We start from the raw sequence: 23056 nt of genomic DNA, 5'->3' as shown, positions 1-23056 counted from the left end.
CTAACGTCCGCCTGCGAAAAAATATCTTTTTATATCATCAAAATATTGCTCAATGTTCTCAAAACTGTGACTGCCACCCTCTTCTATGATATATCTGGCGTGAGGCAGCTTATCTACAGCCTCTCTGTAATCAAGAAAATTATCACCTTTTTTAAGCAACACAAAGAAGTTCTCCTGCTTTTTTGCTTCGGCTCTGTAATCTTTTAGCATCTCAATATGCGCCTCGCTCCACTCAAAAATGGTGTTATCGTAAAAATTAGGCGCCATGCCTAGAAGTTGTTTTAACGTCTCATCAGGCTTTACAGACGGGTTTATTAGCACCGTTTTTACATCATACTTCTGCGCCAAATATATAGCGTAAAAACCGCCCAAAGAGGAGCCTACAAGGTTTACATTTCCACTATAAGACTCTATCATCTCCTCTAAAGTTTTTAGAGCCAGATACGGAACATATGAGAGAGACGGAGCGATAAAGGGCTGGTTTATGCTCTTGAAGTATGTGCGAAATAGATTTGCCTTGACACCGCATCCGCTGCCGCCAAAACCGTGTATGTAGATTGTCATCTGCCTGTTCCCGAGTTTATATTTTATTTTTATTATAGCGAATCATATATAACTTTAATCACCTTGACAATACGGCAGTTCTCCAACTATAATTGTTCCATACAAACCTAAGGAGCCAAAAATGTGTAAAGACGCGATTGTATTTAACAACAAACCCAAAGGTGTTACGCTTGACGCTTGGATTCCATACTATATTTGTGCCTGCGGCAGAAGCAAAGAGGGTGTCTTTTGTGATGGAAGCCACGAGGGAACTAACTGTTTGCCGAAAAAGGTAATTGTTGAAAAAACCAAACAGTACCATATCTGCATGTGCAAAACAAGCAACAGTTTTCCTTTTTGCGACGGAACTCACAGTATGTATGCCGATGAGGAAGTCGGCAAAAGCGTTAAACCATAACCTTTTTAAAAACTCTTAGCCTTAGTTGCTTCTCAGCTTCTAAGACTATAAAAAACACTACACAGATTATCATCATTATCATAATATCAAACACAACCAAAGCGTCAGTCGCAAAAATATTTTGAAGCGCTGGGATGTAGGTGATTGCAATTTGCGCGAAAAATATAACTCCAATCGCGCTCCAAACCACTCTATTTGCCATAACATCTTTTAGTCTTAAATCAAGCGTGTTTATGTTTCTTATATAAAGAAGATGAAAAATCTCCAAAAATACCAGCGTGTTTAGAGAGAGCGTTCTTGCGTACTCTACGCTCATCGAATTCTCTATGGCATAGTAATATACTCCAAAAACAGCCATCAAGAAAAGCATCGTCACATATAGTATGTGCCACATCAAATCTCTATTTAAAAGAGGCTCGTCAATGGCTTTTGGCGCCTTTTTCATAATGTTTTTATCCGCATCCTCAAACGCAAGAGCAATTCCAAGCGTAACGGCAGTTATCATATTTGCCCATAAAATCTGTATCGGCGTTATCGGCATAGCCATGCCAAAAAGTATAGCAACAATAATTACGGAAGCTTCAGAAGCATTTGTCGGGAGTGTCCAGCTTATAACCTTTTTGATATTGTCATAAACTCTTCTCCCCTCCTCTATAGCGCTTACAATTGAGGCAAAGTTGTCATCGGCAAGAACGAATTCGCTTGACTCTTTTGCCGTTTGAGTGCCGTTTTTACCCATTGCAATACCTACGTTTGAGCGCTTAAGCGCAGGAGCGTCATTTACGCCGTCTCCAGTCATTGCCACGATTTTCGAGTTTGCCTGAAGTGCCGTAACAAGTCTTAGTTTATGTTCAGGCGTCGTTCTTGCAAATATCTCTATATCTATCACAACCTCTTTGAGTTCCGCATCGCTCATCTTCTCTATTTCTGCACCTGTTAAAACATTTTCGTAGTTTTTCAGACCTATAGCTTTTCCTATTGCGCTAGCAGTAAGCGCATGGTCTCCCGTAATCATCTTAACCTCTATCCCTGCACTGTAACACTGCTGTACAGCTTCTATGGCTTCAACTCTTGGCGGGTCTATAAGTCCTACAAAGCCGATTAAAATCAAATCCTCTTCAATATCTTCAAAACTCATAGCAGCTTTTTCAGGGCTGACAATCTTATACGCTAGAGCCAATACTCTCTGTCCGTTTTGCGCCATATTTTTAGCCTTTTCTTCCCAGAAAAGAGTATCAACTGCCTGATTAGAGCCATCTTTTGTATACTCAAGGCGGCACTTGCTTAAAATTACTTCAGCGGCACCTTTTACTACTATATTTGAATTGCCCTCATGGTTGTGGTTGAGCGTAGCCATAAACTTGTGTTTTGAATCAAAAGCTATCATATCGTCGCGTCTATATTTTGGATGAAGGTCGTCGCCGTTATATCCCATCTTATGCGAAAATGCCACCAACGCACCCTCAGTCGGACTTCCTAATATATCCCACACTCCGTTTTTATTATCAAGCTGCGCATCGCTGCACAGAAGCGAGGACTCTGCAAGCAGTGAGATAGAGCTGTAATCCTGTGCCTCTACAACCTTACCATCTTCATATAAATTTCCGATAGGCTCATACCCTGCCCCGTCAACTATAAAGTCTCCTTCACGCGTAGAGACAGTGCTTACCATCATCTCGTTTTGCGTAAGAGTGCCGGTCTTGTCCGAACATATAACCGAAACCGAGCCGATTGTCTCTATAGAGGGAAGATTTCTAACTATCGCATTTCTTTTTGCCATAGATTGAACACCGACTGCCAGAGTTATAGTAAGAACAGCGGGCAAACCCTCTGGAATTGCAGCGACAAAAAGCCCCACAATCGACATAAATATCTCATCAAAAGCGATGTCTTGAAAAAAGTATCCGATGCTAAAAACAAAGAATGAAAATAGAATAATAAAAAATGTCAGCACTTTTGCAAACTTGTTCATCTGTTCGACTAAAGGCGTGGTTAAAATCTCAACGCTGTTTAACATGCTGTTTATGCTTCCAAGTTGCGTATCGTTTGAGGTTGCGACAACTACGCCTTTTGCTTTTCCACCTGCCACCGACGTTCCCGCAAACGCCATTGATGTTCTGTCACCTATCGTAGCCTCGGCATCTACGCTTTTTGGATTCTTCTCTATCGGGATAGATTCTCCTGTTAAAAGCGCCTCTTGAATGGAGAGTCCAAAGCTCTCTACTATCCTGATATCGGCTAAAACTTTATCTCCAGCCTCCAAAAAAACTATATCCCCGATAACGAGCATCTCCCCCGCAACTTTCTGCTTATGTCCATTCCGCAAAACCATAGCATCGAAAGCAAGCATCTTTTTTATCGCTTCCATGGCATTTTGAGCCCTATTTTCCTGAACAAACCCTATAATTGCGTTAATAAGAACAACAGCCAAAATCACGACCGTATCTATCATATGGTCAAGCATAGCCGTAACAACTGCTGCCGCGAGCAAAACATAAATCAAAAGATTTTTAAATTGCAGTAAAAAACGCACAATTATGCCCTGCTTCTTTTGTTCTTGAAGCTTATTTAACCCATACTTTTGCAATCTCTCATCGGCCTCTGCGGCGCTTAAACCCTCAGACGACGCCTCCAGAGCCTTTAAGACCTCCCCAGAGCTTATGCTATGCCATTTATAGTGATCCATTTTCCCCACTCCCTATTCGCCAAAATAACTTGATACGAAAACTATTATATCTGCAAAAAGTATATGTGCAAAAGTTTTTATAAACCTCGTCCATTGCGCCAAAATGAAATAATAAGATTTTTCCTGCTAAAATACAGCCAAAATGTTACAGAACTGACGAGGTCACCTATGCTTATTTCACCGGATTTACTAAAAGGCAAAAAGATACTTTTAGGCGTCACAGGTTCTATTGCGCTTTATAAGTCGCTCGAGCTTGTAAGACTGCTTACAAAAGCCGGCGCAGAGGTAAAAGTAGTAATGAGCGAAGCTGCCAAAAAATTTGTCACGCCGCTTAGTTTTGAAGCTCTTACCTCAAACCAGGTTTTGGACGACACAAACGAATCTTGGGCTACAAATCACAACCACATAAAAACTACGGAATGGGCAGACCTCTTTATTATAGCTCCCGCAACAGCAAATACAATCGCAAAATTGGCAAATGCAATAGCCGACAATATGCTGCTTGAGTGCGCTTTGGCATATCCTCATCTAAAGTTAATAGCACCGTCTGCAAACACAAATATGATAAACAATCCCATCACAAAGGGAAATCTCAAAATGTTGGCAATCGCAAACTATGAGATAATTGAGACGCAGACAAAAGAGCTTGCATGTAAAACAGTAGGTGATGGCGCGATGGCAGAGCCTATTGAGATTTTTTGGCACTGCGCAAAAGCTCTATTAAGAGATGAGTTTTGGAGTGACAGAAGAGTTATAGTAACGGGTGGCGGAACTATAGAAAAGATTGATGACGTAAGATATCTATCCAACTTCTCAAGCGGCAAAATGGCTTCGGCTCTGGCTGCTGCTCTATACTGCAGAGGCGCTGACGTAAACCTTATATCTTCGAAGTTTGACAAAGAACTTCCGCTTGATTTATACACAATACATGCAGAGAGTTCGGATGAGATGTTTGAGTATCTAAAAGACTCTATACGCATCGCAAAAAAAGGAAAACTATCAAAAGCGACACTTATGAGAGATGAGCAGATTCATCTTATCCAAAAAAAGCCCTACCTCTTTATGGCGGCAGCCGTGAGCGACTATGTTCCAAGCTATGCGCAAATCGGAAAACTAAAAAAAGAGTCTTTGGGTGATGAGTGGGATTTAAAACTAAAACAAAACGTTGATATTTTAAACTCAATCGACAAAAGTGAGATAACAACGGTAGGTTTTAAAGCTGAGATGGACGAAGAACATGCAGTTATAAATGCCCTTAAAATGATAGACTCAAAAGGTGTTGACGCTGTTTGCCTTAACGTACTAAAAGATTCATCAAGCTTTGGAACTGATACGAACAAGATAGATTTTATAGTAAAAGAGAAAAAAGAGAGTATCCCTTTAGGTGACAAACTAACCGTCGCCCTTGAAATCTTAGAGCACGCAAAAAACCTATGAACAGAGCAAGACATATAGCCATCATAATGGATGGAAACGGCCGTTGGGCGGAACTTCAGGGACAAAAGCGAGTCAAAGGGCACGAAATGGGTGCAAAGGTCGTGAGAGCTGTTACCGAGTTTTGTGCAGCGGACAACGACATTGAGAGACTGACTCTTTACGCTTTTTCGACTGAAAACTGGAAAAGACCTAGACTTGAAGTCGAATACCTTATGAAGCTGCTGCAGAAATATCTAGAGAGCGAGCTTGACACATACCTCAAAAACAATATCCGTTTTGAGCCAATCGGAGATATGAGGGCATTTTCGTCATCTCTTCAAAAAACGATAAAAGAGGTTGAGAAAAAAACAGCCCACTGCGACGGCTTAGTTCAATCACTTGCCCTTAACTACGGCGCTCAAGATGAGATACTTCGCGCTATAAACAAGATTAAAAAATCAGAAGAGGATATAACTCAAGCGATGCTCTCAAACGCCCTTGACTGCAAGCATAATGTAGATTTGCTCATAAGAACAGGCGGAGACCACAGGCTCTCAAATTTTTTGCTTTGGCAGGTTGCTTATGCGGAACTTTTTTTCACCGACACGCTTTGGCCTGATTTTACAACCGATGAGCTTGAGAAGATTATAAAAGATTTTACAAAAATTGAGAGAAAATTTGGAGGGTTGAAGTAGTGGAATTTTTAATACCATTCATTTTTGGAATGCTGCTTGGTTCATTTTTAAACGTTGTTATTTTAAGACTTCCAAAGGATGAGAGTGTTGTTTTTGGCTCTTCTCACTGTCCAACATGTAAAAATGAGCTAAAGCCGTGGCACAATATTCCTCTGTTTTCATGGCTCTTTCTAAGAGGAAAATGCGCTTTTTGCAACACTAAAATATCACCGCAATACCCCATTGTAGAGCTTCTCTCAGGTCTTATAGTTTTAGCTTTGTCGATAAAGTTCGGGTTTAATTTTCCTATGATTTTGATAGCATTTAGCTTTTTAACGCTTCTTGCGCTCTCCATGATAGATTTTAGATATAAAATGGTTCCTGATTCCCTAAATCTTTTGGCTTTGACATTTGCCATATTTGGAGCGTGGAGCATAAGCGGTATCGCAATAAACTTCCAAAATGCCATGCTCTTTGCGGGAGGTTTTACTCTGCTTAGATTTTCAATCTCTTACATGTTGACATCATCAGCCCACAGACATGCAAAAAAAACAATCACGCCGTGGACTAAAAATTATCACACCTACCCATTTATAGAGGCTATGGGAGAAGGCGACATAATGGTTGCAGCTACGATGGGAGCTCTGCTTGGTGTACAACTCACACTTGTTGCAATATTTTTCTCGGCACTTTTAGCTCTTCCCGTAATGCTCTTTGTAATGCGCGGTTCAAAAGAGGAGCAAAGAGTTCCGTTTGTGCCGTTTTTGGCAATGGCTACATTTATAGTCTACATGTACGACTCTCCTATCCTCGCATATATTGAGGCAAACTACTAATGAAAATACTTCAACATTACATAAAACACTCTCTCTCAATTATATTTTTATCAATATTTTTGCCGCTCTTTGCTATTGCTTCAATAGTTTTTTTGATAAAACTGGCAACATATACGGCGGTGATTCAACTTAGTATATTTGAGATGGCAAAGCTCTTTTTCTTTATGCTGCCTGAACTTCTCTTTTATACCTTGCCGCTCTCTTTTTTCGTAGCAGTCACGCTCACACTATTTAAGCTCTCAAACGACAACGAAATAGTTGTAATCTTTGCACTTGGAATTCGCCCAAAATTTATTCTCAAAACACTCTTTGCGCCTGCTATATTTTTGTCACTGCTGCTGTTGTTTAATTTTTTTGTTCTCTTTCCTCATGCAAAAATCATATCCTACAACTTCCTCTCATATAAAAAGAGTGAAGCAAAATTCAACCTCTCTGCTTCTGAGTTTGGACATAAATTCGGAGACTGGCTTCTCTACATCGGAAAAGACAATCTAGATGAGACCTATTCAGATGTAATTTTGTTTAATAAAAATCAAAACGAAGAGGTTTTAATAGGTGCAGACAAAGCCCAGATTATAAACGATTTAGGAATTTTAAGACTCAAACTCACATCCGGAGAGGGGTATAGCTACTCCAAAGAGAAATTTACGCAGATTGACTTTGAGACTATGTACATCAACGATACGATGAAAACAGATTTGGACAAATATGAGACGCCAATGGAGTATTGGCTTCCTAAAGTTCCTTCGCCAAAAAAGAGAACGATGCTAATAGCAAATATTCTCTTTAGCATCTTTCCTGTACTCAGCCTATTTTTAGCTGCGAGTATCGGAATAGTCCACACAAGGCATCAAAAAGGGAAGATTTTCCTATTCCTGTTTATGGGGATTATTCTCTACTACACTCTGGCAATTGCTCTGCAACTTGTTATCTCTGCTTATACACTGCCTGTTTTAGCCTTTGGCTGGCTGATTGCTACATATATCATATACAAAAAGATAATCGTGGCAAAATTTTAGATGAGATGCGCTTTAACACTCTCTTATAACGGCGCCACATATCTAGGCTCGCAAACGCAAAAGAGCTCTAGAAATACGGTGCTTGGACAGCTCGAACATGTATTGCTGCAACTAAATATTGATTTTAAAGTGGTTGCAAGCGGTCGAACAGACAGAGGCGTACATGCAACCGGACAAGTTTGCCATATAGATTTGCCTGAGTTTTGGAGCGATTTAGAGAAGCTAAAATCTGCACTAAACGGTATGTTTCCCCCTTCGATACATGTTAAAAAAATAGTCGCCGTGGATGAGAGTTTTCATGCAAGATACAGCGCGAAAAAAAGAGTTTACAGATACATCATAAAAGAGGGAGAATCAAATCCGTTTGAGGAGAGTTTTGTAACTTTTTTAGATGATGTTGATTTTGCTGATATAGAAAAAAAGATAAAACTCTTTTGCGGCGAATTTGATTTTAAACAGTTTATGAAAACAGGAAGCGACATTAAAAGCACCATCAGAGTTATATACAAAGCTTTTGCCTACAGACACAAAGGATTTATAGTACTAAACTTTGAGGCAAACGGCTTTTTAAGAAGCCAGATAAGAGTTATGGTCGGCGCACTTCTTAGCCTAAACGCTAGCGAAATAACAGAACAACTTACATGTAAAAAAAAGCATAAAATAAAACCAGCGAAGAGCAATGGGCTCTATCTGGCCAAAATAAAATATTAACTATTTTTTGCTAATATTTTGACAATTTTAAAGATAGGGGCATGGCATGCACCACGAGATTACAAAAGCCGTCCAAGGTGAAGATGTAAAGTTTAAAAGTCCAGAGACGGCATTTTATAAAGCTCTTGGTTATGATGGTATGCAGAAGCTTATGTATAAGTTTTACGACCATATTTACGAAAGTAATATTGCCCATTTTTTTCCTCAAGACCACAGAGAGTTTGAAGAGGTTAAAAAAAAGAATACAAAATTCTTTATCCAGATATGCGGTGGTCCATCTATCTATGACGAAGAGATGAATGGCAAAGACCTTGACCAATATATGATAGATATACACAAAAACTTCTCTATATATGAAAAATCAAGAGATGAGTGGCTTGGAACGTTTAGAGATGTGCTAAAGGAGCTTGATATTGATGAGGCTATAAAAGATGATTTTTGGCAGTATCTGGACAAGTTCTCAAAACTAACCGTAAACAGATACTTAAAAGAGTCTGCTTACGTTTAAGATATTAATCTAAATCATTTCTGCTCTATTTTTGCCGTTATCTTTGGCAAGAGATAGTGCCTCGTAAGCTTTTTTCATAATATCTTGCAGCGTGTCATCCGCTTGAACCTGAGTTACACCGAAGCTTGCAGTTGCCCGCCCTACAAAAAAGAACTTGTTTTTCTCCACCAGCGCCTGAAGATGGTGCGCGGCAACAAGTGCACTCTCTGCGTCTGTTTCAGGACATACTACAAGATACTCCGTTTCACTCCAGCGTCCAACCGTATCAAGATAGCGGATATGGCGCATAAACAGATCAGCCATCTCTTTCATAAGAGAGTTTCCTACCTCAAACCCATGTGTGTCGTTAATATCTTTTAAGCCGTCTATATTTATAAGAATCAGACTAAACTTATAGTCATATCTCTTTGTTCTGTGAAGCTCATTGGTCAATATATCTTCTAATTTTACTTTTTTGTAGAGACCTGTCACATCATCTTTTATAGAATATTTCTCATGCTCTTTGTCTTTTGACAAAAGCTCGTGCTCTTGTCTGGTTACTTTTCGCTGAAGCTTATCGTTTAACTCTCTTAGCTCTTTTTTTGACATGTTGAGTCTCTCTGCTACTTCATGCTCTTTTTTAACCTTAATCTCGCAGCGCATCTCATCATCTTTAATACGCTCTACCATTGCAAATGAAATCATTAATATATTGAGCACAACACTCAAAGCAAAGAAGTCATAAAGATAAGAGTTATAGCCTATAAAACCAATCATCATCATAAATGAAACAAGCTCGCCTAAAGACAACGAGAGCCATGCAAGAAGCAGATAGAGGCTTCCTGAAATCTTCTTTTTAACCGAAAGTGCAGAGAGATATATTAAAAAGAAAAATGTCAAAGAGCCAATAAACGCTAATGCATACGCCTGAAGAGATTTGCTATCTACAATCAGACTAAGCAGACCGACAGCCGCAGAGAGACAGATAAGCAGAATCAAATATTTATCGCTTTTTACAAAATTTTTGCCGACGTCTAAAAAGCTTCTGCTATATAGCAGTGCCGCAAAAAAAGTAAATACTACGGTTAGTGGAGAAACTGTTGTATTAAACTGAGGGCTCTCTTCCCAAAAAATCTGAAAATTATAACCGTAATAGGTGCCCATTAAAAAGAGCAGGCTCGCCAGATACAATATATAAAAAGCGTAGTTTTTATCCCTCAGAGAGATATAGTTGCTTAGGTTGTATAAAATCATAATTAAAATTATGCCGATTAATGCGCCGTTAAACATAGCGATATATGTCAAACGCTCGGCAGCCTCTTTTTCTGAGTAGAGCCATGGAGCAAGTGTTATTGTATTACTCCCCTTTGTCTTTATGTAGACAGAGATGAACTCTTGTGGGTTGATTGTAATAGGGAGAAAAAATGACCTTGCATCAATCTTTCTATCCGTAAAGGGAAGCGTTGAGCCAAAATTTGTAACGCTTAAGCCATCTGCGGATTGTATATATACGTCAATGTTTTCGCTCCAAGGTATAGGCATCTCTATGGCGCCAACAAAATTTTTCTCACTCTCGTTTGCTATGATAAAACGCATCCAGATAGTACTGTTTATATAGCCCATGGATACCGATTCTAGTTTGGTCGGTTTAAAGTTATCATCAAAAGAGCTGTTGTTTACGCCCTCATATGAGAAGTGATTTTGCTGATCTATAAAGAGTTCAGAGTTTAGAGAGAGGTTTACTTTTTTCGTTTTTTCGTCTACTTGTATAACCTCTACTGCACCTATTTTGCCTGCAATAATAAAGAATATAAAAAATAAAAATCCAAATTTAAAACTACTCTTCATCTCAAAACTTCCTTGCTGCATGAGTCTTGTAAGCCCACATAATTCTACATGTATCTTATACAAACAAAGCAAAAAGTTTTCTTTTTTAAACCTATTTTTTTAACATACTCCACGAAATACCTATATATTCATGCATCGCCATTTGCGAATTTTTCAAAGTAGTAATATCAGGTGCTTGATAATAGCTGTCAAACCCATCTTTATAAAAGGCTGTCGGCGCTGCGATAGGATGGAGTCCAAGCGACTCAAAAAGCTTCATCGAACGTGGCATATGGGTAGCTGACGTGACTAGTGCAAAAGGCTCCTCAGCTACAATCTTCTTTATAAAAATAGCCTCCTCTTTTGTATCTTTTGGCTCTTTGCCTATAATGATATCATCAGCACTAACCCCAAGAGCAATTGCCAGATTTGCGTTCATTTGAGCATTTGAGATATTTATATCTCCCTCATATCCAGTAAAAATCAGCTTTGAGCCGGCAGAGTTTTTGTGGATTATTACTCCCTCTATAACTCTTTTGACTCTAACACTGCTGATGTTTGAAGAGAGCGGCTGTGACTCATCTGCGTTATGTCCGCTTCCAAGTACATGTATATATTTTATCTCTTGTTTATAGTCATATTTTTGATACATATTTTCTAAGCTTTGAACCAAAATATTTGAAAACGGTCTGTATGAGAAGAGAAGTAAAAAGGCGAAAGAGAGTGACATAAATAGTTTTGCAAAACCCTTTTTGTCAACAAACAAAAAGTAGAGTCCAACCGCAAAAAGCGTTAAAATAAAACCTAACGGTTCAACAAAAAAGGCAACAAATTTCTTTAGTAAAAATCCAAATTCCAATCTTTTCCCCTTAGTGGCGAATTATAGTATAATTCCAATAAATATTAGAGGATTTGATTTGCAGGCATTTGGAAAATTTTCAACAAGTTTAGAGATAGAGTATATAGCGGAGCAGTACATTTATATACAAAAAGAGGGTGAGATTATCACAACCGCAGAGCTTGAAGAGATGCTTAAAAACAGACGCAAAACGGTAATCGGGACAATATTCTTATACAATCCCGAACTTGCACCCATTGGATGCAACACAAACACAAAACTCGCTGCTCAAGGCTATGAGTTTGACGGAAATTTCTGTGAAATCAACTTTGACGCCAACTGCACCCTTTTTGCTTCTGCAATAAAAAATGAAAACTATAGAGGCAAACTTATAGAGATAAAGTATCTCTTTAACCTAAACAGACCAAACATAGAGCCGACAGCTGTTTTAGAGGAATTTGATGCCGATTTGGACAAATACGCAAGCAGCCAGCTCACAAGGTTTGACAAACAGCTAAACTACCAAGACTATCTAAACATTCGCCTAAGCGGAAAATTCGTCTTTTTTGCATGGGGAAACAAATTTGACAGACACCATAAACATATTATTGCCTATGCAAAAAATATTTCAGTACAGGTGGCAAAACTAGACAAAACCGTAGTATTTATGCATGATGCAAACTATGACGCTACGGACTGCCAAGAGCTTGGTCTTTACCTTCCTGCGACTGCTACGGGAAAGTTCAAAGATGTGCGTGCAAATGCGTTTAAAAAGACCTTCTCAACGTTTCCTCCGAGCATCATAAAGACATCATAGGCGAAAAAGAGAAATTTTGAATGATTTTAGAGACGCATTTTTAAAAGAGAGATTTCTTTTAACAATATTTTCTATTGTAGCATCGATAATTATGGTGTTGCATGTAAAGTTTCCTTTTATCCCTACTGATACTCTTTTACTTATTTTACTTCTTTTAAACTCATATTACCTGATTAAAACAGCTCTTAAGTTCCAAAGTGAGAGCGGCACAGCGCTTTATATCTCGATATTTGTCGGTGTTATCGCATCTGCTTTTATCATCAGCAGTGCTATGCAAATTGAGTTTATTTGGGATGAGAGCAAGCTCTACATCGTAGCTCTCCTTGCCTTTGGAGAGTTTGTATCATATGCTCTCACAACTGCTCTTCAAAACCTTTTATACATCAGAACAGAAGATGAGAGTTTACAAAACCATCTTCCAAGAGCGCCGTTTAAAGTAAAAAAAACATTTTTACTCCCTCTTATTGCTCTTGTGATTTTTATCCCTATTCTCATTGCCAGACTCTTCTTGATGGATGAGATACTCAAATCATACTGGCTCACTCCTCTTGTGTTGCCACTTATCATACACTTAGGCGCACTTTCAATCGCTTTTTTATTTAAAGATGAAGAAGCAGTTGCTATAAATAAAAATGCACTCCAAGAGAGCGACAGACATGCAGTACTCTCTAGTATTTGCAATAAACTCTCAAACAAAGAGTCAAAATATTGCAGAAAGACAAACACAATGCAGTATCAGACTATTTCGCACTATCTTAAGAGCGGCCAAAACCCCAACGAAGTTATAAATGAGAGATACACAATGCTTCTTCCTAGTTCATGCTGCGGAGACTATAAGCTCGTAAAACTGCTTGTAGAGAACGGAAGCGACATAAATTTTAAAAGTCCGCATGGGACTTGCGCTCTGCATTTAGCAGCAAAATACGGCTTTTATGACATAGCAAAACTTCTCATAGATAATGGAGCAAAGATAGATGAAAAAGACGCTGATGGAAAAACAGCGCTTATGCACGCTAATGAAAACGGATATAGAGAAATTGCACTGCTTATAAATAGCCAAAATGAGCAAAACGGAGTTTAAAATATAAGCCAAAATTTACTATATAGGAGTTATTTTAGCTCTATTTAAAAATCATATAGTAAAATAGCTTTTAAAAGTATAAGGCCAAATTTATCGTGAGATAGAGACGGAAAGTTACGAATCTTACAAGCTGTAAGATGGTCGGATTGCAACTATGTTAACCACTGCACTACTGCTGTATTTTCAATTGTCCTCTTATATCGTTACGAAAATCTGTGTCACATGTAATAAGAATTTAAAAACGAATCGGTCACAAAAATAATATGCTATTGCCAAAATTAAAAACTCATTTAAAGTCACTTATAGAAGCCCCTCGCGTCGATTTTAAATGGACTGATGAGCACAATACAAAACTCTTCTCGTTCCTAGATGAGCATCTTGAGGAAGAGTCAATCTCAGACAAAGAGACTCAGACAAAAATAAAGCAGGCTTTTAAAGAGCACTTTGAGCATGTCGGGTACACTCTCTTTAAATTCACCGACACAAAACTTAATATAAAAGTTTTTCCATACAAAATAGAGCCAAAAGATAGCATCAACTTAGAGGCTGCCATAGATATTATTACACAGAATGAAAATCTTATCGAATACAACTATAATGCCAAAGAGGATTTGATATGCCTTAAACAGGAGCTGACTCTTAAGCTCAGCCACTTTGTAAACAACATAACAAATGAAGAGATAAACAAAAAAGAGCTACTAAAATATGCGATTAGAGAAGCATTCGAGCTTCATAAAAGTGACATAATTATCATCAAAAATAATCAGGTATTTATAAAACTCTTTGACGACAGCAATATACGCGAGGTGAGAGAAGAGGAGAAAGAGACAATTGCAAACAGGTATAACGGTTTGGATGAAGAGGAGCTCAAATCGTTTTATAACGACTTTTTTCTAAAAGAGGAGAATAAGAACTTTTTTTATTTCGTAGCAGAGCAGTTTGTAGATATATATATGCTTGATAAAAAGATAAACAATATTTCCTACGAGAAGTATGCTTTCTCATTTATTCAATCAATAATTACAGAGCATCTAATCAATTCATTTGATGAAAATGAGGAGTTTTTCAAGGGATTTTCAGGGTATATATTTAGAATCCATTTCAAAGAGGTTTTCGGTCACATTGCAAACCTGATACTCTCAGAGATTAGCGCATCAAACAAATATATGATTGATTTTTTAAAATACTACTCTCTAAACATCGTAGTACTGAACGGACAAAAATACAGAGTTCCTGAGATTGAGGCTCCAAACGGACTTAAATGGAACGTTGCTTCCATGATGTCGATAGTTAAAATTTATATAAAAACAGATATTTCGATAGAAGACATTAGAGACAAGATAGAAAAACTTGAAGATGAGATTTTTCAATTATATATCGATGGTCTTACCCCGATTGAGCATAATAACAATATAACAAAAGAGATGGAAAAAATATCAAAAAGCATCATTAGTGACTCAAAAAGATTAAACACACTTACAGACACATTTGATTTATCAAAAAATGAGGGCGAAAAAGAGGTTTTAAGGGTTAATATTCAAATGCTGAGGGGTGACATACAGCTTCAAAAAGATGAGAAAACAAAGCTCTCTTCAATGATGGCAAATAAATCTCATCTTATAATGTATAACAATATAAAAAGAGAGATAGACTCTCTAAGAAGACATGAGAAGAGAGACGAGAAGATTCTCTCTCAAAACAAAGCCGCATATATCTCTATAAAAAACTCTCTCGTCAAAGCGCTCACCTCAAAAAAAATACTTATCGAAGAGGTAGTCGCCTAGAGAGTTATCTCTTTTATGTCGGCAATTTTCAATATACTTTTGTATATGGAGGCTACAAGCGATTTTCTATTGTTTCTTATAGCTTCATCCTCGGCATTTACCATTACGTCGTCAAAAAATTTGTCAAGTTCGGGCTTGAGGTTGAAGAGTGCGTCAAGCTCCTCTTCGTACGACTCATATTTAACTCCGCTAACTTCGCTGTATCTGCCAAAGAGAACCCTTTCGGCTCCCTCTTGAAACAACCCTGTATCAACACTGAACTCATTTGACATGTCGATATCTTTTGTGATATTTGCAACCCTTTTAAATGTTGAAAATGATTCGCCAAAACCTTCGCTGTTTGCCATTGTCTCCAGCGCTTCTATCTTCTTGGAGAGTTTAAGTAGCTCTCTCTCGCCAGAAGCTAAAACAGCCTCAACGATAGATGGATTTACCTTGAAATATTGTCTTAGTCTCTCCAAAAAGAACGCTTCGAGTTTTGACATGTCAAAAGCTGCATACTCTTTACTTAAAAGTGTAAGAGTTTTTACTACGTCAAACTCCAAGTTATGCTCTTTTGTGATTCTAATAAGCCCGTTTACGGCGCGGCGCAGTGCAAAAGGGTCGCGTGAACCTGTCGGAATCTGATTTATACTAAAGAGTCCCAAAAGCGTGTCAAGTTTTAAACTCATAGCTACGATTGCGCTCATCGGAGTTGATGGAAGTGCGCTATCCTCGCCATCTGGTAGATACTGCTCTTTTATAGCCTCTGCAACTTCATCGCTCTCTCCCAGCGCTTTTGCATAGTAACATCCCATAAGTCCCTGAAGCTCCGTAAACTCATAAACCATCTCACTCATTAAGTCTGCTTTTGCAAGGCTTAGCGCACGGTTTAAGAGCTCTTTGTTCGAGCCTTTTGGATTGTACATGTCAAAAAGAGTGTTTGCTATTTTTCTCTCACGTTCTATCTTGTCGGCAACACTGCCAAGCCCCTTCATAAAGACGACTTTCTCAAGCCCTGCAGTGCTTAGTCCCTTTTTGAGGTCGTTGTTGTAGAAGAAGAGTGCATCAGCCAACCGAGGGCGAAGAACTCTCTCATTTCCCTCGATCACTTTTGAAAAATCATCGGTAAGAGCATTTGATACAACGACAAACCTGTTTATCAGCCTGCCCTCTTTAAAAACCGGAAAATATCTCTGGTGCTCTTTCATAGATGTGATGATAACCTCGGGAGGAAGTTTTAAAAACGCTTCATCAAATGAGCCCATTATTGCAGTCGGATGTTCCGTAATTGCTACAACTTCATCGAGCAAATCGGCATCAATCTCTATATTTACTCCATTTGCTTTCTCCAAAGATGCAAAGTTGCTTAAAATACTTTCGCGTCTAAGTTTAGGAAACAGAGTTACGCCGCCATCCTCTAGCGTCTCAAAATACTCTTTTGCTCCGCTGATGTCCAAAGCCTCAAAGTTGCTGATACGGTGCACAAAAGTTTTCTTTGCGGATTTTACGCCAAATAACTCCATATCCACAAGCTCATCACCAAAAAGCACATTTACCCAGCGGATAGGACGGACAAAACTCTCGCTTAGGCTTCCCCATCTCATAGATTTTCCAAACTCTAAAGATTTTATCCACTCATCTATGATTGACGGCAGAAGCAGAACCGACTCCCTGCCCTTTAAATCTTTTTTAAAGTAGATAATCTCTTTGCCATCTTTCATAGTTTTTGAGATTTCATCAATGGCTACACCGCATTTTTTTGCAAAACCGTGAGCCGCAGCGGTTGCCTCGCCGTCTTTAAAAGCAACACTGATTGGAGCCCCGAAGAACTCCTCGACACTATCATCTTGCATAGTTTTAAACTCTCTATGCCAAATTACGAGACGGCGAGGAGTATAATAAAATTCAAACTCACCCAAAAGAGAGTTTTTTTCCAAAATATCGGCATACTTTTTTTCAATATTTTTTAACTCTTTTAAAAGCGGAACTGCCGGAAGCTCTTCTAAACCTATCTCAATCAGTAGTGGTTTTATCATATTTAACTCTTTTTTATTAGGATTTTACATATAAATATAGGTCGCGATTTTATCTATTTTTTTGTTAAATACTTATAAATTAAATAAAACTTAATCAAGACCAATAAGCTCTAATTTATGTTATTTGTAAATGATATTGGGCTACAATACTCCATAAACAAAAAAACTAAAGGAATTAATATGCCAACAATCAATCGTTATGTAGATATAGACACCATAGAAAGAGAAAGCAAGAAGGATTATATTGACCGTCACTCACCGTTTATTCACTGTGCAGAGAGCGCAAAAGCCGGAGAGATGTTCAGTGTAACTGTAAAAATGGGCAATGAATACTCTCACCCGGATGATTTTGACCACTATATCGCTAACATGGCGCTTTACAATGGCGAGACTCTTTTGGCAAGAGCTGACTTTGTTGCAGGAGCTCTTGGAAATATAAAGTCACATGCTACTGTAACATTTAACATAATTCCAACAGGAAGCAAACTTAAGCTTGTTGCTCAAGCATACTGCACAAAGCACGGCGTCTGGGAATCAACTCCCGTAACCGTAACTGTAGCTGAGTAATTTTAAAGAGGCTTTGCAGCCTCTTTAACCCCACTTTTAAAAATCTTCAAAACAGCAAGTTGCTCTTTTTTTTATTTATGATTTGAGAGATTTATAGAAGGCTCGTCTATGTAAAACCCCTGAGAGTAGTCAACTCCCAAATCTCTTATAACGTCCATTATCATGCTTGAGTGGACATGTTCTGCAATAGTTTTTATACCGAGTTTTTTTGCAAATTCTACAATTGTTTCCACAACAAGAAGTGCATTTTTATCTACATCTATGTTTTTAACCAACGAGCCGTCTATTTTTATAAAATCTGCATTCATTTTAGTGAGATAGCCAAAATTTGAGTATCCGCTTCCAAAATCATCTATTGCGATTCTGGCTCCATAACGCTTAACTTCGGAGATAAAACGCTCAACCTTTTTAAAATCTTCTATCGCATCGGACTCAAGAAGCTCAAAAATAACTCTTTTTGATGCTTTTGATATCTTTAACTTCTCAATAATAAAGTTAAAAATTTCACTGCTCATAATATCCTCAATAGAGAGATTGATGCTAAATTCAAACTCATTGTTCTCAAAAGCCTCAAAGGATTTGTCAATTATTGTTTTTGTAACCATGTTATAAACTTTTATCTTCTTTGCAACTGGTATGAAAAGAGTCGGAGATAGCACTTTTTCATTTTTATCTACCATTCTGGCAAGACACTCATACTTCTTAATCTCTGAGGTTTTTGTATCAATAATAGCTTGAAAATATGGCATAATTTTTAGGTTTTCAACAGCATTTCTAACAATGCCGGATATCTGCAAGTTTCTCTCATACTCATTTTCAAAATTCATTCTGTCTTCATATATCCAATATTTAGCGCCTGTCTCTTTTGCATACTTCAGAGCCATTGAAACTTTTGAAAATATATTTTTATTGTCCCTGTTTGTAGATGAAGCCAGCGTAAAGTCTACATATATGTTGATGTTTTGGTACCCGATGACAATATTTTTTATCTTCTGATATAGCTCGTCAAGATAGCTCTTAAGCTCGTAAAATCCCATATCTTGGTCTACTATGAATGCAAATTCATCGCCTGAGAGTTTGTATATAGGGTGCTCCGGGAGTTTTTCTTGAAGATATTTTCCAACCTTCTCAATTACATAATCTCCAACCATATATCCGTAAAAATTATTTATAGTCTGGAAGTTATCTATATTAAACACGACAAGTGCATAATTTTTGTACTCATCTAAATCGTTTCTTAGTTTGTATATATTTGGAAGATTTGTCAAATGGTCGGTAAAGTATCTGCTAAAAAGCTTCTTTCTGTACTCTCTGATACTAAAATCTTTCTGAGAACTTTGAAAATAGAGCTCTTGTAGCATCTCGCTTTCGATAACATGATTCTCTATCTCTTTATTTATAGTGTATATAGTCATGGATGTTTGGGTTCTGTCAGAGTGCTTAAGTAAAACAATTTTTGCCTGAGGAAATATACCGCTTAACTCATTTTTCAGACTTTGAACTAAAACCGTATTGTGTATAAAAGATGCTATATGTATTAAAATATTCTCTTTATCTATATTTTTGACATTTGCCAATACTTCTTGTACATCTCTTGAAGATGTCAGTGTAAAACTGTTGATTTCTAATATATTATTTTCCATACCCAAATTGTACTCCAAAAATACTTTCTAAAATTCTATCTGAAAATTATAAAGTAAATTTTAACCGCACATTCAATATACTCACACTAATATTAATTCTAGGAAAAAGGTCGGCATTGAAATCTTTTCAAAATCTACTTCTTTTACAGAACTTATACCGGCTTAAAGCCCTTGGATTTGAGTATAGCGACCCGTTTTCGATAAATCAGATAAGTTCAAGTGAAAAGCCGCACAACCTTAATGAGTTGGCAAAAAATATTGCTACATGTTACTTATGCGACCTGAGCAAATCAAGAAATAAAAGCATGAGCGGTTTTGGAAATCAAAATGCCGATGTTATGATAATCGACTATACGGTCTCGATGAACGAAGACAGCACTTCCTCCTACTACTGCGGCAGAAGCGGGGAACTGCTTAAAAATATGATAGAAAACGTGCTTGAGTTGAAGATAGAAGATGTCTACTTTACTCATGCCATAAAATGCAAACCGCTAAACTCAAACATGCCCTCAAATTCAGAGTGGGACTCGTGCAAAGATTACCTTTTTTCTCAGATAGAATTCGTAAAACCAAAAGTTGTTGTTACCTTAGGTAAAGATGCTTATGCTAAAGTTACGTCTGAAGATGATAATTTTGCCAGCGTAAGAGGACATGTTATAAACTTTAAAAGTTATAAGCTTGTTCCGATTTACCATCCAAATCATCTACTTAGAAATCCGGATGACAAAAAAATCGCATTTAGCGACCTAAAAACAATAAAGAGCTGTATATGAAAAGAGTACTATTTTTAACGCTACTGTTGCCTATTGCACTCTTTTCGCAAAGCTTTTTGATATCAAATATTCCGCTTCCAAAAACTGCCGTACTAAACCTGGACCCAGCTCCATGCGACGAGAGGTGTCTTAAAAAATATTACGACAACGGTTTTATTTTCTCCTTTTTGGCTCATGCCGATTATAAACTTGAAAATAGTTCACTGGAGAAGGCAAGAGTCGAGTACATGTCGATGTTTGAGATAAAATCTATCTTCACAGAGACCAAACTTCGCATAGCCCTGCTTCTTCCATACAAAAAAATCGCCAGATACGCAGCGACGACTACAAATGCATCATTTGCATATCTTATGTCAAAAAACCGCCCTTTTGAGCTCAAGAGCTATAAAATTGAAGATGAGAGCTACGAAGAGATATCAAAAGCACTAAAGAGAATCAAAGAGGACGGCTTTCACTTTGTTATTGCTCCTTTTACTCAATCAGGCGAAAAAGTGGTATCAAAAATAAATCCTCAGATAAACATCTATTTTCCGACAATCAACAAAAAAGATGCACAGACAAACTCAGGATACCTTTACTATGGCGGAATTGATTATCGCGCGCAAAGCGATTTGCTCTTAAATGAGTCTGTTTCCCCGCTTGTTATCTTTCACGACAACTCTGAAATAGGCGAACAGCTCTCAAAATATCAGGAGTATAAGTTCAAACAAACAAAAGGTTCAAAAGTGCTGAACTTCTCTATTCCGCAACAGACTACGAACTTGGAAGCTCAGCTAAAAGATAACACAAAAATCGTAGAGGGCTCATTCTTTATAAATACGCCCATTGTTAAAAGCGGAATGATAATCTCTCAGCTTACGCTATATGATACAAATGCTACAAACGTGCTCTCAACGCAGACAAACTACAATCCGCTGTTGCTCTCTATGACACAGTATCAAGATAGAAAAAATATGATAATCGCAAACTCAATCACACAAAACAGCGACGTGCTTATAGAGACGAACTCTATCTTGGCAAACGATATAGTTTATGACTGGATTAACTATACAACTACTGTTGGAATAGACTACTTTTCATTTATTATAAACGGAGAGAAGCGGGAGTACGATATTCCAAACGTAAATAATCAGATGATGTACCCTATAACTCTTCTGCAGCCCTCGGTTTCAAGATTTATTCCCTACTCTCTAGCTACAAAAGAGTGATTCTATCAGCTCTTTTACATCACTAACTATTTTTTGAGGTCTTCCCTCAAAAGTTATATATGCCAGAGTTATTTTTAGCTCAAATATCTTCTGATTGCCTTTAAATATAGTCTGCAAAAGCACAAATGAAGCTGCTCTTATCTCAAGAAGTTCTGTTAAAACCTCCAACTCGTCTCCAAGTTTAGCACTCAAAATATAGTCCGCTTCTATCTTTTTAGCAACAAAATGTCCGTTTGGCAAAACAGGACTCAGCCCTTTTTGAAAAAACATCTCACTTCTTGCTCGCTCGCAAAAATTGAAATAGGAAGAGTGGTACACAATTCCGCCGCAATCCGTATCTTCGTAATATACTCTAATTAGCACTATTCTACCCCTTGTTTACGGACTGGAAGCCTTGTTGGATTATCACTTGTGCCAAATATGTGCCATTTTTCTAAGAATTTTGCACGATTAACTTCATCTTCTTTTACAAATCTAGCATATCTTTCAAAGGTTATATTTGCTGTTTTATGACCAAGCATTTGTGACACCCACATAATACTTTCATTATTGGTTAGCATTAGACTTGCAAAGGTATGTCTAGTGTTATATAAAGACCTATGTTCTACCTTGCAAACTTCAAGAATTTTAGTCATTGATACATTTAAAATATCACCACTAAAATAAGGTTTATATTTACTATTCAAAAATATATAATTTGTAAATTCAAAATCATCATTATCAATATTTTTATTTACTAAATATTCTTCATTTGTTAGTTTGTATTGTTCTTTTAAATACTCTTCAACTATTGGCAGCATATCAATAGTCCTATTTGAACTCTTTGTTTTTACTGTTTGAGATATACCACGGTTTTGAGTTTTATATACTCTTATCTCTTTTCTACTATAGTCTATATCTTCCCATTTAAGTGCCAACACTTCACCAGTTCTCATGCCAGTAAATATTGATATGATAAAAAAGTTTCTCATTTTCAAACTAGCTGTAGTTATAATTGTCTCTATCTCAGCTTTTGTAAAGGGCTTTATCTCTTTATCTTCTACTACTGGTCTTTTAATGTTGTCAAATGGATTAGCAGTTATGTAACCCTCTAGCAATGCGTCTGTAAACATTTGTCTAAAGATATTACGATACTTTCTAAGTGATGAAGCACTTGTTTTATCAACTATTGTGTTTTGCCATTCTTGCAAGTCTATTGGTGTGATTTGTTTTAGCAGCTGCTTACCAAAGTAAGGTAGTATGTGCATTTCAAAATTAAGTTTATAGGAATGATTAACTTGGTCTTTTCTTTCGTGTCTATGTAGTTCAAGTGAACGATAACCAAACTCTTTCACAGTTGGCATTATTTTTTTCTTTTCAGGATTGTATTCGCCTCGTAAAATAGAAGCTTGTATTTGTGGTGCTATTTCTCTTTTGATTAGTTTTCTGTTTTGTGGAGTGTCTTCTAGCTTAGTGCTTCTTCTATATCTACGACCCTCTACTACGAAATCAAGCCAAATAATCTCTTTACGAATATATAATCTCATAGTGGAAGCTTATCATTTTTATATTCTAAACTTCCTTTAAATAGCTTATGAGCTCTTTTGCATATAACGGTTTATCCGGACACCTCTGTCGGTTTCATTCGGACAGTTGAAGAAGAGATATTTTCTGTGGCGATATTTTAGCATAAGTGTCCGAATGATTTTTTATTTCTCTTGGATTTTTTCT

21 protein-coding genes and 1 riboswitch are annotated in these 23056 nt (G+C 37.4%); of the genes, 13 read left to right on the top strand and 8 right to left on the bottom strand.

Features of this window, described 5'->3' with window-relative positions; translation table 11 throughout:
- On the bottom strand, window positions 1-564 hold the full coding sequence (locus K0A91_RS07290; protein ID WP_295009481.1) for a YqiA/YcfP family alpha/beta fold hydrolase: 564 nt from the start codon (window positions 562-564) through the stop codon (window positions 1-3).
- 121 nt (window positions 565-685) lie between these two features.
- Here K0A91_RS07290 and K0A91_RS07285 point away from each other — a divergent pair, with 121 nt between their 5' ends.
- Window positions 686-961 carry a CDGSH iron-sulfur domain-containing protein gene (locus tag K0A91_RS07285; RefSeq protein WP_295009479.1) on the top strand — a complete coding sequence of 92 codons (276 nt, stop codon included), beginning with the start codon at window positions 686-688 and terminating at the stop codon, window positions 959-961.
- Here the strand turns inward: K0A91_RS07285 and K0A91_RS07280 are convergent.
- Window positions 951-3647, bottom strand: a complete 2697-nt coding sequence (locus K0A91_RS07280) for an HAD-IC family P-type ATPase (RefSeq protein ID WP_295009477.1) — start codon at window positions 3645-3647, stop codon at window positions 951-953. The genes K0A91_RS07285 and K0A91_RS07280 overlap by 11 nt on opposite strands.
- A gap of 168 nt (window positions 3648-3815) precedes the next feature.
- On the opposite strand from K0A91_RS07280, the gene coaBC reads away from it, so the two are divergent.
- The 6 genes from coaBC to K0A91_RS07250 are packed head-to-tail and all read left to right on the top strand — an operon-like array spanning window position 3816 to window position 8811.
- Window positions 3816-5084: a bifunctional phosphopantothenoylcysteine decarboxylase/phosphopantothenate--cysteine ligase CoaBC gene (gene coaBC / locus K0A91_RS07275; protein ID WP_295009475.1), complete on the top strand. Its 1269-nt coding sequence runs from the start codon at window positions 3816-3818 to the stop codon at window positions 5082-5084.
- Window positions 5081-5758: a polyprenyl diphosphate synthase gene (gene uppS, locus K0A91_RS07270; RefSeq protein ID WP_295009473.1), complete on the top strand. Its 678-nt coding sequence runs from the start codon at window positions 5081-5083 to the stop codon at window positions 5756-5758. The genes coaBC and uppS overlap by 4 nt, the downstream gene beginning before the upstream one ends.
- Window positions 5758-6573 carry an A24 family peptidase gene (locus tag K0A91_RS07265; protein WP_295009471.1) on the top strand — a complete coding sequence of 272 codons (816 nt, stop codon included), beginning with the start codon at window positions 5758-5760 and terminating at the stop codon, window positions 6571-6573. Before uppS ends, K0A91_RS07265 begins: the two co-directional genes overlap by 1 nt.
- Complete coding sequence (locus tag K0A91_RS07260; protein WP_295009469.1) at window positions 6573-7592, top strand: LptF/LptG family permease; 1020 nt, start codon at window positions 6573-6575, stop codon at window positions 7590-7592. The genes K0A91_RS07265 and K0A91_RS07260 overlap by 1 nt, the downstream gene beginning before the upstream one ends.
- Window positions 7593-8303, top strand: a complete 711-nt coding sequence (gene truA, locus K0A91_RS07255) for a tRNA pseudouridine(38-40) synthase TruA (protein ID WP_295009467.1) — start codon at window positions 7593-7595, stop codon at window positions 8301-8303.
- A gap of 46 nt (window positions 8304-8349) precedes the next feature.
- On the top strand, window positions 8350-8811 hold the full coding sequence (locus K0A91_RS07250; protein WP_295009465.1) for a globin: 462 nt from the start codon (window positions 8350-8352) through the stop codon (window positions 8809-8811).
- A 9-nt stretch (window positions 8812-8820) separates the two neighbouring features.
- On the opposite strand, the gene K0A91_RS07245 is transcribed toward K0A91_RS07250, so the two are convergent.
- Both K0A91_RS07245 and K0A91_RS07240 read right to left on the bottom strand, forming a co-directional pair.
- Complete coding sequence (locus K0A91_RS07245) at window positions 8821-10638, bottom strand: diguanylate cyclase (RefSeq protein WP_295009463.1); 1818 nt, start codon at window positions 10636-10638, stop codon at window positions 8821-8823.
- Between the two features lie 91 nt (window positions 10639-10729).
- Window positions 10730-11476, bottom strand: a complete 747-nt coding sequence (locus K0A91_RS07240) for an ElyC/SanA/YdcF family protein (protein WP_295009462.1) — start codon at window positions 11474-11476, stop codon at window positions 10730-10732.
- A 58-nt stretch (window positions 11477-11534) separates the two neighbouring features.
- Between K0A91_RS07240 and K0A91_RS07235 the strand changes: the two genes are divergently transcribed.
- The 3 genes from K0A91_RS07235 to K0A91_RS07225 all read left to right on the top strand — a co-directional run bounded on the left by K0A91_RS07235 (window position 11535) and on the right by K0A91_RS07225 (window position 15137).
- A complete protein-coding gene (locus K0A91_RS07235) occupies window positions 11535-12272 on the top strand; it encodes a hypothetical protein (protein WP_295009460.1) in 738 nt (245 codons plus the stop codon).
- Window positions 12273-12288: 16 nt separating this feature from the next.
- Window positions 12289-13353 (top strand): ankyrin repeat domain-containing protein, encoded by a 1065-nt coding sequence (locus K0A91_RS07230; protein ID WP_295009458.1) that lies wholly within the window; start codon window positions 12289-12291, stop codon window positions 13351-13353.
- Window positions 13354-13426: 73 nt separating this feature from the next.
- Window positions 13427-13507, top strand: a riboswitch (cyclic di-GMP riboswitch).
- A gap of 115 nt (window positions 13508-13622) precedes the next feature.
- The gene (locus K0A91_RS07225) at window positions 13623-15137 is read left to right on the top strand and encodes a hypothetical protein (RefSeq protein WP_295009456.1); all 1515 of its coding nucleotides are present in this window, start codon (window positions 13623-13625) and stop codon (window positions 15135-15137) included.
- Here K0A91_RS07225 and glyS read toward each other — a convergent pair.
- Window positions 15134-17155 (bottom strand): glycine--tRNA ligase subunit beta, encoded by a 2022-nt coding sequence (gene glyS, locus K0A91_RS07220; protein ID WP_295009454.1) that lies wholly within the window; start codon window positions 17153-17155, stop codon window positions 15134-15136. The genes K0A91_RS07225 and glyS overlap by 4 nt on opposite strands.
- A gap of 180 nt (window positions 17156-17335) precedes the next feature.
- On the opposite strand from glyS, the gene K0A91_RS07215 reads away from it, so the two are divergent.
- A complete protein-coding gene (locus K0A91_RS07215) occupies window positions 17336-17722 on the top strand; it encodes a class II SORL domain-containing protein (protein ID WP_295009452.1) in 387 nt (128 codons plus the stop codon).
- A gap of 71 nt (window positions 17723-17793) precedes the next feature.
- Here K0A91_RS07215 and K0A91_RS07210 read toward each other — a convergent pair whose 3' ends face one another.
- Window positions 17794-19365: a bifunctional diguanylate cyclase/phosphodiesterase gene (locus K0A91_RS07210; protein ID WP_295009450.1), complete on the bottom strand. Its 1572-nt coding sequence runs from the start codon at window positions 19363-19365 to the stop codon at window positions 17794-17796.
- Between the two features lie 116 nt (window positions 19366-19481).
- Between K0A91_RS07210 and K0A91_RS07205 the strand changes: the two genes are divergently transcribed.
- Both K0A91_RS07205 and K0A91_RS07200 read left to right on the top strand, forming a co-directional pair.
- Entirely contained in the window at window positions 19482-20138 is a 657-nt protein-coding gene (locus tag K0A91_RS07205) for a uracil-DNA glycosylase (RefSeq protein ID WP_295009448.1), read from the top strand.
- Window positions 20135-21346, top strand: a complete 1212-nt coding sequence (locus K0A91_RS07200; protein ID WP_295009446.1) for a hypothetical protein — start codon at window positions 20135-20137, stop codon at window positions 21344-21346. Before K0A91_RS07205 ends, K0A91_RS07200 begins: the two co-directional genes overlap by 4 nt.
- Here K0A91_RS07200 and K0A91_RS07195 read toward each other — a convergent pair.
- Complete coding sequence (locus tag K0A91_RS07195) at window positions 21329-21709, bottom strand: YbgC/FadM family acyl-CoA thioesterase (protein ID WP_295009444.1); 381 nt, start codon at window positions 21707-21709, stop codon at window positions 21329-21331. The two genes, K0A91_RS07200 and K0A91_RS07195, sit on opposite strands and share 18 nt — an antisense overlap.
- Window positions 21709-22872, bottom strand: a complete 1164-nt coding sequence (locus K0A91_RS07190; protein ID WP_295009442.1) for a tyrosine-type recombinase/integrase — start codon at window positions 22870-22872, stop codon at window positions 21709-21711. Before K0A91_RS07190 ends, K0A91_RS07195 begins: the two co-directional genes overlap by 1 nt.
- Window positions 22873-23056 lie beyond the last annotated feature (184 nt).

It is taken from the genome of Sulfurimonas sp. (assembly GCF_019429335.1).
Classification (GTDB): Bacteria; Campylobacterota; Campylobacteria; order Campylobacterales; family Sulfurimonadaceae; genus Sulfurimonas.
Note: the sequence above shows the minus strand (reverse complement) of the source record. Positions and strands in the feature narration are given on the sequence as shown.